The organism is Rahnella victoriana (assembly GCF_004330295.1).
GTDB lineage: Bacteria > Pseudomonadota > Gammaproteobacteria > Enterobacterales > Enterobacteriaceae > Rahnella > Rahnella victoriana.
This window is the reverse complement of the sequence record NZ_SJOJ01000014.1, coordinates 84,467-103,038: the sequence shown is the minus strand read 5'-3', so window position 1 is coordinate 103,038 and position 18,572 is coordinate 84,467. Positions and strand designations below refer to the sequence as shown.

Below are 18,572 nucleotides of genomic sequence, written 5' to 3'. Positions count from 1 at the left end.
GCAGAGATAAACTGGAAACCACAGGTTTATGATACCAGACAATCAATAAGGTTGATTGTCAGCAATGGCGGTACTGCTTTGCCAGAGGTCCACAACGTATAGCGCTCTGGCAAAACAGACTGTCGTACAGACAGTGCAGGGCAGGGAGGGATGAAACAAAGGCTCCACGTTGTGGAGCCTTTTATATCAGACCAGATTACAAGGCTGAATTATTACAGGGACTTGGTGAAAGTACGGGTAATAACATCTTGTTGCTGTTCTTTAGTCAGTGAGTTGAAACGCACTGCGTAACCAGAAACACGGATGGTCAGCTGAGGATAGTTTTCAGGATGTTCCATCGCGTCTAACAGCATTTCACGGTTCATCACGTTCACGTTCAGGTGTTGACCACCTTCGATGGACGCTTCGTGGTGGAAGTAACCATCCATCAGACCCGCGAGGTTGGCTTTACGCACATCATCGTCTTTACCCAGCGCATTTGGAACGATAGAGAAGGTATAAGAAATACCATCTTTCGCGTAAGCAAACGGCAGTTTAGCAACGGAAGTCAGAGAGGCAACCGCACCTTTCTGGTCACGACCGTGCATTGGGTTCGCACCTGGACCAAATGGAGCGCCAGCGCGACGACCGTCAGGGGTGTTACCGGTTTTCTTACCATAAACCACGTTAGAGGTGATGGTCAGAACAGACTGAGTAGCCACAGCGCCACGGTAGGTACGCAGTTTCTGAATTTTCTTCATGAAACGTTCTACCAGGTCACAAGCGATGTCATCTACACGAGAATCGTTGTTACCGAACTGTGGATATTCGCCTTCAATTTTGAAGTCTACAGCCAGGCCGTCTTCGTCACGGATGGTGCTCACTTTTGCATATTTGATAGCGGACAGGGAGTCGGCAGCAACTGACAGACCTGCGATACCACATGCCATGGTGCGATAAACGTCACGGTCATGCAGAGCCATCAGCGATGCTTCGTAGCTGTATTTGTCATGCATGTAGTGAATGATGTTCAGCGCAGTCACGTACTGTTTAGCCAACCAGTCCATGAAGTGATCCATGCGATCCATGACTTTGTCATAGGTCAGCACTTCATCCATCATTGGCGCTTCTTTAGGGCCAACCTGGATTTTCATTTTTTCATCAACGCCGCCGTTGATTGCGTACAACATGGTTTTCGCCAGGTTTGCACGAGCGCCGAAGAACTGCATTTGTTTACCCACAACCATTGGGCTCACACAACACGCGATAGCATAGTCATCGTTGTTGAAGTCAGGACGCATCAGGTCATCGTTCTCATACTGTACAGATGAGGTATCGATAGACACTTTTGCTGCGTACTTTTTGAAGTTCATTGGCAGCTTTTCAGACCACAGAATGGTCATGTTCGGCTCTGGTGAAGGCCCCATGGTGTACAGGGTATTCAGGAAGCGGAAGCTGCTTTTGGTGACCAGCGTACGGCCGTCAACGCCCATACCTGCCAGGGATTCAGTCGCCCAGATTGGGTCACCGGAGAACAATTCATCATATTCAGGTGTACGCAGGAAACGTACCATACGCAGTTTCATGACCAGGTGGTCAATCAGTTCCTGAGCTTGTTCTTCGTTCAGTTTGCCAGCTTTGATATCACGTTCGATGAACACGTCAAGGAAGGTAGATACGCGGCCGAAGGACATTGCAGCGCCGTTCTGAGATTTAACTGCAGCCAGGTAGCCGAAGTAAGTCCACTGTACAGCTTCTTGTGCATTGGTCGCAGGACCAGAGATATCGCAGCCATATTTAGCCGCCATTTCTTTAATCTGACCCAGAGCACGGTGTTGTTCTGAGATTTCTTCACGCAGCTGGATGGTCATTTCCAGATTTACGCCGTTTTCCAGATCGTCTTGCAGAGACTGGAATTGTGCGTATTTGTCGGCCATCAGGAAGTCGATACCGTACAGTGCAACGCGACGGTAGTCACCGATGATACGGCCACGGCCATAGGCATCTGGCAAACCGGTCAGAACACCGGATTTACGGCAGTTCAGGATGTCTTTAGTGTAAACATCGAAAACGCCCTGGTTGTGGGTTTTGCGATAATCAGTGAAGACTTTTTTCAGTGCCGGATCCAGTTCACGACCATAAACTTTACATGAACCTTCCACCATTTTGATGCCGCCGAATGGGATCAGGGCACGTTTCAATGGCGCGTCAGTTTGCAGACCAACGATAGTTTCCAATGATTTGTTGATGTAGCCGGCATCGTGCGAAGTGATGGTAGAGGCAACGTCGGTATCGAAATCTACTGGAGCCTTGGTACGGTTCTCCAGTTTGATACCATCCATTACTTTATCCCACAGGGTGGTTGTCGCTTGGGTAGCGCCAGCCAGGAAGGACTCATCACCTTCATACGGTGTGTAGTTCTTCTGAATGAAGTCACGGACGTTTACGCCATTCTGCCATTCACCAGCACTAAAACCTTGCCATGCGTTGGTCAATTTTTCATTGAGCTTGGACATTTTGCACCTACCTTCTAATTTGGATTTCTTTAAAAATCACGTGTAAAACTGTCGTAACAAGAGTGCCACGTTGGATCAGTGGTGTTTCTCATCGCGAAGATATATGACCCAGTACGTTAACCCTACCAGCAAACCGCCCCCGATAATGTTACCGATGGTCACAGGGATAAGATTGTCGATGATAAAGTTAGTGATGTTCAGTTCTGCGAATTGCGCCGGGGTTGCTCCGACGGCCTGCCAGAATTCGGGAGTCGCAAAGTTTTTCACTACGATGCCTAAAGGGATCATGAACATGTTGGCAATGCTGTGTTCAAAGCCGCTGGCGACGAACATACCCACCGGTAAAATCATGGCGAACATTTTATCCATCAGACTGCGGCCGGAGTAACTCATCCATACCGCAAGGCAAACCATCAGGTTCGCGAGGATCCCCAGACAAACAGCTTCGATAAATGTGTGATGCATTTTATGGTCAGCAGTTTGCAGAACATTCAGTCCCCACAAACCGTTATCAACCATGTATTCACCTGAGAACCAAATCAGAGCCACAAAGAACAGGCAGCCAATCAGGTTACCAATATAGACATTGACCCAGTTGCGCGCCAATTGCCCCCAGGTAATACGCCCGCTGGCTTTCGCAATCACGATAAGCACAGTGGAAGTGAACAGGTCAGCGCCACACACCACGACCAGCATCAGACCCAGTGAGAAGCAGATGCCCCCGACGAGTTTTGCAAGACCATAAGGTACGGTACCGGTGCCTGTAGTGGCGGTGATATAAAAAGCAAAGGCAATAGAAATAAAGACGCCAGCAGTAATGGCTAAAAAGAATGTTTTTAACGGCTGTTTGGTGGCTTTATAAACGCCGGCATCTTCAGCAACTTTTGCTGTAGCGGCGGGTAAAATGAGATCGAAGGGGTTGTCAGCTTTCACATTAACTCTCTTATTCAGGGCTATGCACTGCGCAACGAGATACTAGCAAAGCAGTATAACGTAAAAATTGACGTGGATCATACGAGGGGGTTTTTGGTGGTTTTCAGGGTACTACTGAAGGGGTGGTTTTTTAGTTAACTTATTGAAAATAACAGTGTAAAAACATTTTAATTTTTACAAATAAAGTTGATGGCAGGAGGATTTACTTTTCTTTTTGCGTTAATGGGAATAACTCATTGTTAATTAATGTCGTTAATTTGACTTTGTAAATTTCACCGCCATTTAACGTAAAAAAATAAGTGCCATACTTTTGTCGTAAAAAAGACATCCGGGCTTTATTTCGCGCGGAATTACACGTCATTTTTAAGGCTGAGTCAAACCCCGGAGGTCAAATAGCGCACCGCAAGCGTAAACGCAGGAATAAAAAAACCGGCAGGAATTCTGCCGGTTTGAAAGAGTTTTTATCTGAGTGAGATCAGCTTTTTGCCCAGTGGCGACGTTTCGCCACCTGCAACTTCTCATACGCACCCAGCAGCGCCTGATGAGCCGGTAAGGCTTTAAGCGCCGGATCTACCGCAAACAGGCTGTGGAAACGGACGTCGCCACTGATGGCGGCGGAGGCATCTTCAACTGCTTTCTGGCCGTACATTTTCACAAATGCATTGTAATATTGTGCCGGATCGCGATCTTCTTCCAGAGACAGTTGCAGCAGCGTTTGCAGGCAACGGTAGTAGTTGTTGCGCTCATCGCTGTACACAGACGAGTTGAACTCGTGTGCCCACTCAGCCCAGGTCAATGCCTGATCTAAATCGCCACCCGCCAGCGCCAGCATGGATTTCAGTTCGCCCACACGCAGGGTGTACCAGCCGTTGTCCTTACCGCTGGCAATACCCAGTAATTCACGGACGCGGGTAAAGTCATCGAGACCTTCATCATCGAGCTGAGTGATCATCTCAAGATAGGTTTCTTTCGGCAGATCACTGTCCGGCAAGGCCAGCAGCTGATCACGCAGATGTGCGCCCATGCTGTTATTCGCCAGCAGCAGGTCTTCTGCAGGGTAGATATCCGACATACCAGGGACAATAATGCGACAGGCATACACGTCCAGATGCTCGTAATCTGCGATATACACTTCGGCATCTTCTTTATCAAAGATAGCCATCAGGGTCGCGAATTCTTGTTCTGTCGTGCCGCTGAAACTCCAGTCAGCAAACGGATAGTCGGCGTCCTGCTTGAACATGTCCCATGAGATCAGACCGCTTGAATCGATGAAATGGGTTTCAAGGTTAGCGTGTTCCGCCACTTCTTCGTCATCGAAGGTTGGTGCCGTGAAGACATCCAGATCTTTCAGGCTGCGGCCCTGCAGCAGTTCAGTCACGGTACGTTCCAGTGCGACACCAAAATCAGGGTGTGCGCCAAAGGAGGCGAAACAGGTGCCGTTTGCCGGGTTGAACAGCACCACGCAAATGACCGGGTAGTTTCCACCCAGAGAAGCGTCATAAGAAAGAATAGGGAAACCTTCTTCTTCCAGTTTGGCGATGGCTTCCACCACGCCCGGGTAACGTGCCAGCACGTCAGCAGGAATTTCCGGCAGGCTGATGGATTCGGCAATAATGCGGTTCTTGACGTAACGCTCGAAGACTTCTGACAGCCCCTGCACACGTGCTTCATTGGCTGTGTTACCGGCAGACATCCCGTTAGAGACGTACAGGTTGCCAATGATGTTCATCGGAATGTAAACGGTTTGCAGGTCAGACTGACGGGTAAACGGCAGGGCGCAGATACCGCGATCCGGATTGCCGGACTGCAGGTCGATCAGATCACTGGCAACCAGTTCTTTATCGGCATCATAAAAGGCATGCAGGCGTTCATCCAGAATGCCAGCCGGCAGGCTGTCGTCTTCAGGCAGCGGGAACCACTTTTCATTCGGATAATGCACGAAGTCGCCGTTGGCAATCTCTTTGCCCAGATAGAAATCGGCAAAGAAATAGTTTGTCGACAGACGCTCAAAATATTCCCCCAATGCCGACGCGAGAGCGGCTTTCTTGCTGGCGCCTTTACCGTTGGTGAAGCACAGCGGGCAGTCGCGATCGCGAATGTGCACTGACCAGACGTGGGGAACCGGATTCAGCCAGGAAGCTTCTTCGATATTAAAGCCGAGATCGGTGAGTTTTTGTTGGAAGCGGGAAATGGAGTCTTCCAGCGCCGCGTCTTTACCAGGAATAAAAGTTTGCGTCATTGAGTTCACTTTTGAGCGTGCTAAAAACGCGCAATGATACGGGGTTTTGCGTATGAGCTCCATGTATTCGTGTTAAGAATGTAATCGCGGTGTAACGCGCTAAGCTTGTCTGTAAATCCGCGGCAGGTAAGCCGCTGTTTTCTCTTCCCGTGAGGCATCTATGCAGGCTTTTGATCTGAAACGTATGACGCTGGATAAGTTCCCTCTGGAGTATCTCGGAGAGGTGACATTCCGCTGCTTTTTCATTTTTGTTGTGGTGTTTGTCTTTCTGAAACTGACCGGGCGTCGGGGCGTGAACCAGCTTTCATTGTTCGAAGTGGTGATCATTCTGACGCTGGGTTCTGCCGCCGGTGACGTGACGTTTTATGATGACGTCCCGCTGTTGCCCGTGTTTGCGGTCTTTTTCTCAATTCTGCTGTTTTACCGTCTTTCAACCTGGCTGATGGATAAAAGTCCCCATTTCCAAAACTGGATGGAAGGCAAACCGCTGATCATCATTCGTGACGGCATGTTTGAATGGGAAACCATGGCGCGCGAGAACATCACCAAAGGCGAATTCTACATGGAGTTGCGGCAGAAAGGGGTGGAGCATCTCGGCCAGGTGCGGCTGGCGTTTCTTGAAGCTAACGGCGGCCTGAGTGTTTATTTCCGGCTGGACGAGGATGTCCAACCGGGCCTGCCTGTGTTGCCGGAAGATTACATTGATATCGAGACCCTGATGCTCACCAGCGGGCTGTATGCCTGCCATCAGTGCAGCCTGATTCAAACTTTCAAAGTGGGCGAAAAAGCGGCCTGTCCGCGTTGTCAAAATATCACCTGGGTAAGGGCGCTGAGTACCGTACGGGCGTGAACAGATAATCCTGTTAAATCAGCTTTCCAGGGAGGAATGAACCTTGTGACCTATATCTCATCGCTGTTTATCAGGTCGTGGTGAATAAGCGTTGCAGACTGCTTGTCTCGGATGATAAAACCGTTAAATTAGTGGTTACTATGTGGCTGTCTCAGAGAAGTGGTGAGGGGAAATGACTCAGGTTTATAATTTTAGTGCAGGCCCGGCAATGATCCCGGCTGAAGTGTTGCGTCGTGCGGAACAGGAACTTTGTAACTGGCACGGACTGGGTACATCGGTGATGGAAATCAGTCACCGTAGTAAGGAATTTATCCAGGTTGCTGAAGAATCCGAAAAGGATATCCGTGACCTGCTGAATATTCCCCCGAACTACAAGGTGCTGTTCTGCCACGGTGGCGCGCGCGCGCAATTCGCTGCCGTCCCGATGAACCTGCTGGGCGACAAATCCTCCGCTGATTACATTGATGGCGGTTACTGGGCGCACAGCGCCGTAAAAGAAGCCCAAAAATACTGCTCGCCTAACGTGATTGATGTCACCACCACGATTGATGGCAAGCGTGGCATTCTGCCGATGAACGAATGGCAGCTGAGCGCAGATTCCGCCTACGTGCATTACTGCCCGAATGAAACGATCGATGGTATTGCTATCGATGAAATGCCTGATTTCGGCGACAAAATCGTGGTTGCCGACTATTCCTCTTGTATCCTTTCCCGCCCGATCGATGTCAGCCGTTTTGGTGTTATCTATGCCGGTGCGCAGAAAAATATCGGTCCGGCCGGTCTGACGCTGGTCATCGTTCGTGAAGACCTGCTGGGTAAAGCCCGCACAGAACTGCCGTCTATTCTGGATTATACCGTGCTGGCTGAGAACGATTCTATGTTCAATACCCCGCCAACATTTGCATGGTATCTGTCAGGCATGGTGTTCAAATGGCTGAAAGAACAGGGCGGTCTGCGCGAGATGGAAAAACGCAATCGTGCAAAAGCCGAGCTGCTCTATGGCGCCATCGACCGTACCGGTTTCTACCGTAACCCGGTTGCGGCAGCCAACCGTTCGTGGATGAACGTTCCTTTCCAGATGGCGGATGCTTCTCTGGATAAACTGTTCCTCGATCAGGCGCAGGAAGCCGGTCTGCACGCATTAAAAGGTCACCGTGTTGCTGGCGGTATGCGCGCATCTATTTATAATGCAATGCCCCTTGAAGGCGTCAAAGCCCTGACCGACTTTATGGCGGAGTTCGAAAAGCGCCACGGTTAAGTGCTGGTTTTCGGGCCAGCAAAATGCTTGAGTAAGAAGCCTTAAAAATGACCCCGGCTCACTGTCCGGGGTCATTTTATGAAAAGAAGAATTGGAGAAAGAGTGGAATCCCTGACATTACAACCCGTTGCACTGGTTAACGGCAGCATCAATCTACCTGGCTCAAAAAGTGTTTCCAACCGCGCACTTTTACTGGCTGCTTTTGCACAGGGCACTACCCGCCTGACGAATCTGCTCGACAGCGACGATGTTCGCCATATGCTCACCGCACTGACGCAACTGGGCGTCACACATCGTTTGTCTGCCTCCCGTACCGAGTGTGAAATCGACGGTCTGGGCACGGCTTTTTCCAATGCTAAAGGTCTGGAACTGTTTCTGGGTAACGCAGGGACGGCCATGCGTCCGCTGGCTGCCGCGTTATGTCTGGGTGAACAGGATGTGGTCCTCACCGGTGAGCCACGCATGAAAGAGCGCCCGATCGGACATCTGGTGGATGCATTACGGCAGGGCGGCGCGCAGATTGATTATGTAGAGCAGGAAAACTATCCGCCACTGCGTCTGCGCGGCGGCTTTAGTGGCGGCAATGTCAGCGTTGATGGCAGCGTATCCAGCCAGTTCCTGACGGCGTTGCTGATGACCGCGCCACTGGCAATGAATGACACCACCATTCAGATTAAAGGTGATCTGGTTTCCAAACCTTATATCGATATCACCCTGAACCTGATGAAAACCTTCGGTATTGAAGTGGAAAACCACCAGTACCAGCAATTCAGCATTAAAGGCCAGCAACACTATGTGTCGCCGGGTGCTTATCTGGTCGAAGGTGATGCTTCTTCTGCGTCCTACTTCCTGGCTGCTGCAGCCATCAAGGGCGGTACGGTTCGTGTGACCGGTATTGGTAAAAACAGCATGCAGGGTGATATTCGTTTTGCCGATGTGCTGGAGAAAATGGGCGCAACCATTCACTGGGCTGATGATTATATTGAATGTACCCGTGGCGACCTGAAAGGTATCGACATGGATATGAACCATATTCCTGATGCTGCCATGACCATTGCCACAGCCGCCTTGTTTGCGGAGGGCCCGACAACGCTGCGCAACATTTACAACTGGCGTGTCAAAGAAACCGACCGACTGGCAGCCATGGCCACTGAGCTGCGTAAAGTCGGGGCGACGGTGGAAGAGGGTGAAGACTACATCCGCGTTGAGCCACCACAGTCGCTGAAATTTGCCGAAATTGGCACCTACAATGATCATCGCATGGCGATGTGTTTCTCACTGGTGGCGCTGTCCGATACCCCGGTCACGATCCTTGATCCGAAATGCACAGCGAAAACCTTCCCTGATTACTTCGAACGTCTGGCGGCAATCAGTACGCTGGCATAGTCTTACGTTGTGTCTGCAAAGATAACGGGCATCTATTGATGCCCGTTTTTTGTTACTGAGATTTCGGAACCGTCCGCTTTTTAGGCAACTGAAAAATGGGGGGGTAACAGTTGACTTAAAGGCAGCGTATAATGCCGCTCCTGAATGAGTCCTCTATGGCGAGTGAAGCGGGTATACCCCACCGAAAGGAGACAAAAATGACGGCTTTAACCCCGGTAATCACCGTTGATGGGCCAAGTGGTGCAGGTAAAGGTACGTTGTGTAAAGCGCTGGCCGAAGCCTTTAACTGGCACTTGCTGGATTCCGGTGCCATTTACCGCGTGTTAGCCCTGGCAGCGCTGCATCACCAGGTTGATATTGTCTCAGAAGAGGCGTTAGTTCCGCTTGCCGCACATCTCGACGTTCGTTTTGTTGCTCAGGATGGGCAGTTACAGGTTATTTTGGAAGGTGAGGATGTCACCAATGAAATCCGCACCGAAACGGTAGGCAATACGGCTTCACAGGCGGCGGCATTCCCGCGTGTCCGTGAGGCATTGCTGCGCCGTCAGCGCGCATTCCGCGATGCCCCGGGCCTGATTGCAGATGGCCGCGATATGGGCACGGTTGTTTTCCCTGATGCGCCTGTGAAGATATTTCTTGATGCGAGTTCAGAAGAACGTGCAAACAGAAGAATGCTACAGTTGCAGGAAAAAGGCTTTAGTGTTAACTTTGAACGGCTTTTAGCCGAGATCAAAGAACGTGATGACCGTGATCGTAACAGGGCTATCGCGCCTTTAGTGGCTGCTTCCGATGCGTTATTGCTGGATTCAACCAGCATGTCCATCGACGAAGTCATCGAAAAAGCGCTGGCATATGCCACAGAAATTCTAGGATTACCGCAAAAACAAACCCGGTAATCGAGCCGTAATCTGGTGCTGAAGAATATTCAGTGCCAGTTTTGGCTATAGTTTTTTTTAACCTCGCCGCAAGGATCTGTAGCGGGGCATTTGAAACAACCCCATCCAGCAGGAAGCCAGATGGACGTTAAACTTAAGAACCTAAAGATTATCAACATGACTGAATCTTTTGCTCAACTCTTTGAAGAATCCTTAAAAACAATCGAAACCCGTCCTGGTTCCATCGTTCGTGGTGTTGTTGTGTCTATCGACAAAGATATCGTACTGGTTGACGCCGGTCTGAAATCTGAGTCTGCAATCCCGGCAGAACAATTCAAAAACGCACAGGGCGAACTGGAAATCCAGGTTGGCGACGAAGTTGATGTTGCGCTGGACGCTGTTGAAGACGGCTTCGGTGAAACTCTGCTGTCCCGTGAAAAAGCTAAACGTCATGAAGCTTGGATCACGCTGGAAAAAGCTTACGAAGAATCTGCAACTGTTACCGGTGTTATCAACGGTAAAGTGAAAGGCGGTTTCACTGTTGAGCTGAACGGTATCCGTGCGTTCCTGCCAGGTTCACTGGTAGACGTTCGTCCTGTTCGCGACACGCTGCATCTCGAAGGCAAAGATCTTGAGTTCAAAGTCATCAAACTGGACCAGAAACGCAACAACGTTGTTGTTTCCCGTCGTGCAGTAATTGAGTCTGAGAACAGCGCAGAGCGCGATCAACTGCTGGAAAACCTGCAGGAAGGCATGGAAGTTAAAGGTATCGTTAAGAACCTCACTGACTACGGTGCATTCGTTGATCTGGGCGGCGTTGACGGCCTGCTGCACATCACTGACATGGCTTGGAAACGTGTTAAACACCCAAGCGAAATCGTTAATGTTGGCGATGAAATCACTGTTAAAGTCCTTAAATTTGACCGCGAGCGTACCCGTGTGTCACTGGGTCTGAAACAACTGGGCGAAGATCCTTGGGTCGCTATCGCTAAACGTTACCCAGAAGGTACTAAACTGACGGGTCGCGTTACCAACCTGACTGATTACGGCTGCTTCGTAGAAATCGAAGAAGGCGTTGAAGGTCTGGTTCACGTTTCTGAAATGGATTGGACTAACAAAAACATCCACCCATCTAAAGTTGTTAACGTGGGCGATGTTGTTGAAGTTATGGTTCTGGATATCGACGAAGAACGTCGTCGTATCTCCCTGGGCCTGAAACAATGCAAAAACAACCCATGGCAGCAATTCGCAGAAACCCACAACAAGAACGACCGTGTTGAAGGTAAAATCAAGTCAATCACTGACTTCGGTATCTTCATTGGTCTGGACGGCGGCATCGACGGCCTGGTTCACCTGTCTGACATCTCCTGGAACGTTGCAGGCGAAGAAGCAGTACGTGAATACAAGAAAGGCGACGAAATCGCAGCTGTGGTTCTGCAAGTTGACGCAGAACGTGAACGTATCTCCCTGGGCGTGAAGCAACTGGCTGAAGATCCATTCAATAACTACCTGTCTGTTAACAAGAAAGGTACTATTGTTACTGGTAAAGTCACAGCAGTTGACGCCAAAGGTGCTACAGTTGAATTAGCTGGTGGCGTAGAAGGTTACCTGCGCGCTTCAGAAGCTTCTCGCGACCGTATTGAAGACGCAACTCTGGTTCTGAGCGTTGGTGATGAAGTTGAAGCTAAATTCACCGGTGTTGATCGTAAGAACCGCGTAGTAAGCCTGTCCGTCCGTGCTAAGGATGAAGCAGACGAGAAAGATGCAATCGCTGTTGTTAACAACAAACCAGACGAAAGCAACTTCTCTAACGCTATGGCTGAAGCGTTCAAAGCGGCAAAAGGCGAGTAATGACGGGGGGCGACTCTGTTGCCCCGAAACGGTAGTTTAGCTGCAAAGCTTGGAGGTACTATGACCAAGTCTGAACTTATTGAAAGACTTGCTGGCCAGCACTCTCATATCCCGGCGAAAGCTGTTGAGGATGCAGTGAAAGAGATGCTTGAGCATATGGCTGCAACCTTGGCTGATGGTGAACGCATCGAAATCCGTGGGTTTGGCAGTTTTTCTCTTCACTACCGTGCTCCGCGTGTTGGGCGCAACCCTAAAACGGGCGATAAAGTTGAGCTGGACGGCAAGTACGTTCCTCACTTTAAGCCAGGTAAAGAGCTGCGCGATCGCGCGAATATTTACGGTTAAGGTTTTCGCCTGAACGTAAATGTCTGCCTATAGCGAACGTAAAACGGTACCCATTGGGTGCCGTTTTTTTTGCCTCATAATCTAAGAATTCCCCCCACTTCTGTTCTGAAAACAAAAAGTTTGCGTAATGTCTCGCAGCCTTTTGCTCTCCTGCTTGCCCCTGCCTTGCGTGAAAATCATACTCCGCCACGAACATATGTCCGATAAATGTGAAAGGAGTAAAACATCAAAATCTCACTGGATGAGGCTTCTTTAGCTGTGATAGCCGGCATGATGCCGCTGCTCCTTCTCCCGCAACTTCCTTCCTCTCTTCAGATGATCATGCTGTGTATTGCTGCCGGGTATTGCGTCAGATGTCATCACAAACTGTTCAGCTTGCTGGCTATCTGCCTGCTGAGTTTCAGCTGGGCCGCAGTTCAGGGCAGCATTCAACTGCGCCAGATCTCAGCACTTCAGGGTACCCCGCGCCATGTTATTGCGGTGGCAGAGAGTACTCATCTCGGAAACACCCGTACGTCGTCAGTGTTCTTCAAAATTGAAAAAGTGGACGGCAAAAGGGTATTTCCACCGGTCATGTTCCGTACGAAATGGGACGCGGGAGGAGAAGCACTTTTGGCCGGTCAGCGCTGGGATATGACCGTTAGTTTGCGGCCTGTTCACAGCTTGCTGAATGAAGGCGGATTTGATGCCCAGCGCTGGGCGCTGGCTCAGCATGCCCCGCTGACAGCCACTGTTCGTCGTAGTCAGAGGTTGTCGGCGCAAAGTTCGCTTCGCCAGCAGTTTATTCAACGAGTGCAGCTGAAAATGCCGCCAATGGAAAATACGGCCATTCTGGTCGCACTGGCGTTTGGCGAAAAAGGATTAATCCGGGATGCGGATAAGTTGCTGTTGCAGCACTCAGGCATCGCACATCTGGTGGCGATCTCAGGCTTACATATTGGCATTGCGGCGCTGTTCGGATGGTGGCTGGCACGCGGAATACAATATTTTATGCCGGTAAAGTTAATCGATTATCGTTTTCCGCTATGGGTAAGCGCGGTATTTTTACTGGTTTACACCTGGCTTTCAGGGGGCAACGCACCCGCCATACGTGCAGCGTTAGCAGTATCCTTGTGGATTTTATTGCGCCTTTTCCGTATCCGTTGTCATCCGTGGCAGATATGGCTTTGGGTGGTTTCTGTTCTTCTTCTCGCTGACCCGATGAATTTATTATCCGACAGCTTCTGGTTGTCATGCTTCGCGGTGGGAACACTGATTTTCTGGTTCCAGTGGGCACCGCTTCCTGCCATGTTTCAGCAAGCAAGATATTGGGCGCTGTTACGCTGGGCGCATCTGCAACTGGGGATGACACTTCTCCTGTTACCCTTACAGGTGTGGATCTTTCATGGCATAAACCTTTTTTCCTTTCCGGCAAATATGTGGGCAGTACCGGTAGTTTCGCTGGTCACCGTTCCGCTGGTATTGCTGGCCTTACTGATGAACCTGATGCCATCCGTGCTAATGGATAATGCGCAAACACTGCTCTGGCAACTGGCGGACGCGACGTTAAGGCTGGCGCTGTGGGGAGTCAAAGCATTACCGGATGGCTGGATCCCGCTAGGCGAATCATTTCTGGTCGCAAGCCTGACAGGGTGGATAATGCTTCTGTGCTGGCGGATTTGCCCGTGGAGATATTGCGTTTCACTCCTGCTGTCGATCTTTGCGATCTCATTCGTCTGGCTGAACAGGAACCCGGAAGAGCGCTGGCGGGTGGATATGATTGATGTCGGCCACGGTTTGTCTGTTCTTATCAGTAAAAACGGCAGGGGGATCCTTTACGATACCGGCAACCGCTGGGAAGGGAGTTCCGCCGCTGAGCAAAATATCATCCCTTTCCTAAACTGGAAGAATATTCAGCCAGAACTGATCATTATCAGTCATGATGATATGGATCATCGTGGCGGATTGCCTCTGTTACAAAACCGGTTCCCTGCCGCCAGTGTACGTGAAAGTGCGTTGTCCGGTCAGCATCATCTGAAATGTAAGGCGGGTGAGCAATGGCACTGGCAGGGGCTGGCTTTCAAAGTCTTATGGCCAGAGAAGATGTCAGCGGATGTCGGAAATAATGACAGCTGCGTGATCCGCATTGATGACGGAACATTCAGTTTGCTTCTGACCGGTGATATTGAGGCTGAAACCGAAAAAGCATTAGTCAGGAAATGGCGGAGTGAGCTACAGGCCACGGTGCTTCAGGTTCCTCATCACGGCAGTAATACCTCGTCAACGCCGCCTTTTCTGCGCGCCGTTAAGCCGGTTATCGCACTGGCTTCCGCATCCCGCTTTAATAAATGGCGTCTTCCGGCTGATAAAGTTGTTAGCAGATACAACAAAGCACGCTATGACTGGCGTTCAACGTCCCGTTCGGGTCAGCTTATTCTCTTCATTTATGACGATTATTGGACAATTAAAGGCTTACGCGAGCAATTAATCCCCCGCTGGTATCACCACCGGTTTGGAGTATCGGAAGATAATGAGTAGAATAGACCGCTATTTCTTTCGATGCTGGTTGATATTGCATGATGAACGATAAAGATCTCTCTACGTGGCAGACATTCCGTCGCCTGTGGCCGATGATCACACCTTTTAAAGCCGGGCTGATCGCTGCGGCAATCGCGCTGGTCGCTAACGCCGCCAGTGACACTTTCATGCTGTCTTTGCTGAAACCGTTGCTGGATGATGGTTTTGGTAAAGCTGACCGCTCAATTTTACTGTGGATGCCTCTGGTCGTTATCGGTCTGATGATCGTACGTGGTGTCAGTGGCTATATATCCAGTTACTGTATTTCGTGGGTTTCGGGCAAAGTGGTGATGCATATGCGTCGTCGCCTGTTTGGTCACATGATGAGAATGCCTGTCGCATTTTTTGATCAGCAGTCTACCGGTACCTTACTTTCCCGTATCACCTATGATTCAGAGCAGGTGGCGTCTTCGTCTTCCAGCGCGCTGGTGACGGTAGTGCGTGAAGGTGCGTCCATCATCGGTCTGTTTGTCATGATGTTCTATTACAGCTGGCAGCTTTCGGTGATCCTGATTGTGATTGCGCCAATTGTGTCTGTTGTTATCCGTGTCGTGTCAAAACGCTTCCGTAACATCAGTAAGACAATGCAAAACACCATGGGGCAGGTTACCACCAGCGCCGAGCAGATGCTGAAAGGTCATAAAGAAGTACTGATCTTCGGCGGTCAGAAAGTGGAAACCGCGCGTTTTGATAAAGTCAGTAACCGCATGCGCCAGCAAGGTATGCGTATGGTTTCGGCTTCTTCAATTTCAGACCCGATCATTCAGCTTATTGCCTCTCTGGCGCTGGCATTCGTATTGTATGCAGCGAGCTTCCCGTCCGTCATGGAAACGCTCAGCGCGGGTACCATCACCGTGGTGTTCTCATCGATGATTGCCCTGATGCGTCCGCTGAAATCCCTGACTAACGTCAACTCCCAGTTCCAGCGCGGGATGGCAGCTTGCCAGACACTGTTCTCCATTCTGGATATGGAACAGGAAAAAGACGAAGGGAAACTGGAAGTCAAACGCGTGAAAGGGGATGTCGAGTTCAAAAATGTGACCTTCACTTATCCCGGGCGTGATATTCCGGCTCTGCGCGATATTTCCTTCAGCCTGCCAGAAGGCAAAACGGTGGCCCTGGTCGGTCGTTCCGGCTCAGGAAAATCGACCATTGCGAACCTGCTGACGCGTTTCTATGACATCCAGGAAGGCTCTATTCTGATGGATGGTCATGATCTGCGTGAATACACGCTGTCATCACTGCGTAATCAGGTGGCGCTGGTTTCTCAAAACGTTCACCTGTTCAACGACACCATTGCCAACAACATCGCTTATGCGCGTACCGATATATACTCCCGCGAAGAGATCGAAAAAGCAGCGACTATGGCTTACGCCATGGACTTTATCAGCAAGATGGATAAAGGACTGGATACGGTTATTGGTGAGAACGGCGTACTGCTTTCAGGCGGTCAGCGTCAGCGTATTGCGATTGCTCGTGCCTTACTGCGTGATTCGCCGGTCCTGATCCTTGATGAAGCGACCTCTGCACTTGATACCGAATCTGAGCGTGCCATTCAGGCAGCGCTGGATGAATTGCAGAAAAACCGTACCTCGTTGGTGATTGCGCACCGCTTGTCGACCATCGAAAAAGCCGATGAAATTCTGGTTATAGAAGATGGTCGTGTCGTTGAACGTGGTTCACATGCTGATTTGCTTGAAGAGCGTGGTGTTTACTCGCAGCTATACCGGATGCAGTTTGGCCAATGATTGAGCGCATCTGGTCAGGCAAGTCACCGCTTTATCTGTTACTCCTGCCTCTTTCGTGGCTGTACGGGTTAGTCTCGTCTGTGATCCGTTACAGCTACAAAGCGGGGCTTAAAAAAAGCTGGCGGGCTTCAGTGCCCGTCGTGGTGGTCGGAAATCTGACTGCCGGGGGTAATGGTAAAACGCCGGTGGTGATCTGGCTGGTTGAAACACTTCAGCAGCATGGTTTTCGGGTTGGCGTGGTTTCACGCGGTTATGGTGGTAAGGCTGAGCACTATCCGTTATTACTGACGGAGGCGACGCCAACCACGCAGGCGGGTGACGAGCCTGTGCTGATATTTCAGAGAACGGCCGCACCGGTTGCGGTCTCTCCCGTGCGTTCAGACGCGGTAAAGGCACTGCTCGCGGCTCACGAACTGGATGTGATTATCACTGATGATGGCTTGCAGCATTACGCCCTCAGCCGTGATATAGAAATTGTGGTCGTCGACGGTATTCGCCGTTTTGGTAATGGTCACTGGCTACCCGCTGGCCCGATGCGTGAACGGGAGTCCCGTTTGCGTTCCGTCGATGCGGTGATTACCAATGGCGGCGTTCCTCACGCAGGTGAACTGGCCATGACCCTGCAACCCGGCAAGGCGATAAACCTGAAGACGGGTGAACAGCGCGATGCCGCATCGTTACGAAATGTGGTGGCTATGGCCGGGATCGGGCATCCACCTCGTTTCTTTGCCACGCTGAAACAGCTCGGCCTGACGCTGCAACATGAAGTCGCGTTTTCAGATCATCAGTCATACTCCCCAGAACAACTTTCCGGCATTCTGCAGGCGGATCAATCCCTGCTGATGACGGAAAAAGATGCGGTGAAATGCCGTGCTTTTGCTCAACCGGACTGGTGGTATTTACCGGTCGACGCAAAAATTTCGGGCGTTCTGGCTGAAAAATTACTGCAAAAAATAACTGACCTTATTTTGCAAAAGACCCGCTGAATGCTAAAAAACTCATGAAATGAGCGGTTCTCATAAAAATTTACGTAAATTTAAATCCTGAAGCTCTCTGATTTTAAAGGATTATATTTACGATTCACATTTATTTGCGGAATAATGAAGTAACATGGCTTGCTAATGGTCTGCGCTTATGAGTAAATGCGTGCAGCCTGTGTTGCAGCGCTATTTATGTATGAGTGTAGAGTAAAGCAGTTCCTCCCAGACGTTATCTCTTTCCCGATGATTCCGCTTCCAAGACGAACCTTCTAAGTCCTCCCCATAAGTAATTGTCTGAACTATTGGCTCACATTGCCGAATGGCAGGATTTTATATTTCGTAAAAAGGTTTTAAATATGTCTAAGAAAAATGGTCAGGTTAAGTGGTTCAATGAAAGCAAAGGTTTTGGTTTTATTGAGCAAGCTGATGGCGGTAAAGATGTATTCGTACATTTTTCTGCAATCGCGACCGATGGTTTCAAAACTCTGGCCGAAGGTCAGCGTGTAGAATACACCATTCAGGATAGCCCGCGCGGTCCTGCTGCTGCTAACGTTATTGCACTCTGAGAAGAGGCTGACGTGATGATATGAGTAAGCGTTAATTGCTAATCATATCAGCAGAGTAAAACCCGCCGGATGGCGGGTTTTTCATACCTGAAAAGGTAAAGCGACGTGAATAAAATGTCGCGAAATTTGTAAAAATAATCTTTAAAACAAAATCGCTCATTAGAGGTTTTTTATAAAAAAATAACTTAGAAATGGGCAAACGCATCCGAACAATAATAAAAAAGTGTGTTCATGGATGCCCAAAAGAAAGGATAGAAATTATGATGTTAAAAATGGGTTTAGTTAAATGGTACAATCAGGCTAAAGGCTATGGTTTTATTTGTCCGCTCGATGGTTCTTCTGAAATTTATGTTCAGCGCACTTCCATTGCAAATACGGGTAATAAATCTCTGAGTGCCGGTCAGAAAGTCGAATTCACGACTTACCGCAGTGTTGCGCATGGCCCTTCAGCGGCTGATGTGATTGCGTTCTGAGTCTGATTTTTGTTGTT

General features: G+C 49.8%; 14 protein-coding genes. 11 read left to right on the top strand and 3 right to left on the bottom strand.

The window, feature by feature from the left end:
- Positions 1-212 precede the first annotated feature (212 nt).
- From pflB to ycaO, 3 genes are all read right to left on the bottom strand, one after another.
- A complete protein-coding gene (gene pflB, locus EYY67_RS13535; RefSeq protein WP_095922617.1) occupies positions 213-2,495 on the bottom strand; it encodes a formate C-acetyltransferase in 2,283 nt (760 codons plus the stop codon).
- A 75-nt stretch (positions 2,496-2,570) separates the two neighbouring features.
- A complete protein-coding gene (focA, locus tag EYY67_RS13530; RefSeq protein ID WP_095922616.1) occupies positions 2,571-3,428 on the bottom strand; it encodes a formate transporter FocA in 858 nt (285 codons plus the stop codon).
- Between the two features lie 475 nt (positions 3,429-3,903).
- Entirely contained in the window at positions 3,904-5,667 is a 1,764-nt protein-coding gene (ycaO, locus tag EYY67_RS13525; protein WP_119822220.1) for a 30S ribosomal protein S12 methylthiotransferase accessory factor YcaO, read from the bottom strand.
- Positions 5,668-5,827: 160 nt separating this feature from the next.
- Here ycaO and EYY67_RS13520 point away from each other — a divergent pair, with 160 nt between their 5' ends.
- The 11 genes from EYY67_RS13520 to EYY67_RS13470 all read left to right on the top strand — a co-directional run bounded on the left by EYY67_RS13520 (position 5,828) and on the right by EYY67_RS13470 (position 18,555).
- The gene (locus EYY67_RS13520) at positions 5,828-6,517 is read left to right on the top strand and encodes a DUF421 domain-containing protein (RefSeq protein WP_131693723.1); all 690 of its coding nucleotides are present in this window, start codon (positions 5,828-5,830) and stop codon (positions 6,515-6,517) included.
- Positions 6,518-6,689: 172 nt separating this feature from the next.
- Positions 6,690-7,775 carry a 3-phosphoserine/phosphohydroxythreonine transaminase gene (serC, locus tag EYY67_RS13515; protein ID WP_095922614.1) on the top strand — a complete coding sequence of 362 codons (1,086 nt, stop codon included), beginning with the start codon at positions 6,690-6,692 and terminating at the stop codon, positions 7,773-7,775.
- 102 nt (positions 7,776-7,877) lie between these two features.
- Positions 7,878-9,161 (top strand): 3-phosphoshikimate 1-carboxyvinyltransferase, encoded by a 1,284-nt coding sequence (aroA, locus tag EYY67_RS13510; RefSeq protein WP_131693737.1) that lies wholly within the window; start codon positions 7,878-7,880, stop codon positions 9,159-9,161.
- 197 nt (positions 9,162-9,358) lie between these two features.
- Positions 9,359-10,057 (top strand): (d)CMP kinase, encoded by a 699-nt coding sequence (gene cmk / locus EYY67_RS13505; protein ID WP_095922612.1) that lies wholly within the window; start codon positions 9,359-9,361, stop codon positions 10,055-10,057.
- A gap of 156 nt (positions 10,058-10,213) precedes the next feature.
- Positions 10,214-11,887 (top strand): 30S ribosomal protein S1, encoded by a 1,674-nt coding sequence (gene rpsA / locus EYY67_RS13500; protein WP_095925166.1) that lies wholly within the window; start codon positions 10,214-10,216, stop codon positions 11,885-11,887.
- Between the two features lie 60 nt (positions 11,888-11,947).
- Positions 11,948-12,232, top strand: coding sequence for an integration host factor subunit beta (gene ihfB / locus EYY67_RS13495; RefSeq protein ID WP_013574835.1), 285 nt, complete (start codon positions 11,948-11,950; stop codon positions 12,230-12,232).
- 225 nt (positions 12,233-12,457) lie between these two features.
- Positions 12,458-14,749 (top strand): ComEC family protein, encoded by a 2,292-nt coding sequence (locus tag EYY67_RS13490; protein WP_326838840.1) that lies wholly within the window; start codon positions 12,458-12,460, stop codon positions 14,747-14,749.
- Positions 14,750-14,787: 38 nt separating this feature from the next.
- Positions 14,788-16,536 (top strand): lipid A ABC transporter ATP-binding protein/permease MsbA, encoded by a 1,749-nt coding sequence (msbA, locus tag EYY67_RS13485; RefSeq protein WP_119822223.1) that lies wholly within the window; start codon positions 14,788-14,790, stop codon positions 16,534-16,536.
- Positions 16,533-17,522 (top strand): tetraacyldisaccharide 4'-kinase, encoded by a 990-nt coding sequence (gene lpxK / locus EYY67_RS13480; protein ID WP_095922609.1) that lies wholly within the window; start codon positions 16,533-16,535, stop codon positions 17,520-17,522. Before msbA ends, lpxK begins: the two co-directional genes overlap by 4 nt.
- A gap of 350 nt (positions 17,523-17,872) precedes the next feature.
- Positions 17,873-18,082, top strand: a complete 210-nt coding sequence (gene cspE, locus EYY67_RS13475; RefSeq protein WP_013574839.1) for a transcription antiterminator/RNA stability regulator CspE — start codon at positions 17,873-17,875, stop codon at positions 18,080-18,082.
- 260 nt (positions 18,083-18,342) lie between these two features.
- Positions 18,343-18,555, top strand: coding sequence for a cold-shock protein (locus EYY67_RS13470; protein ID WP_095922608.1), 213 nt, complete (start codon positions 18,343-18,345; stop codon positions 18,553-18,555).
- Positions 18,556-18,572: the final 17 nt, after the last annotated feature.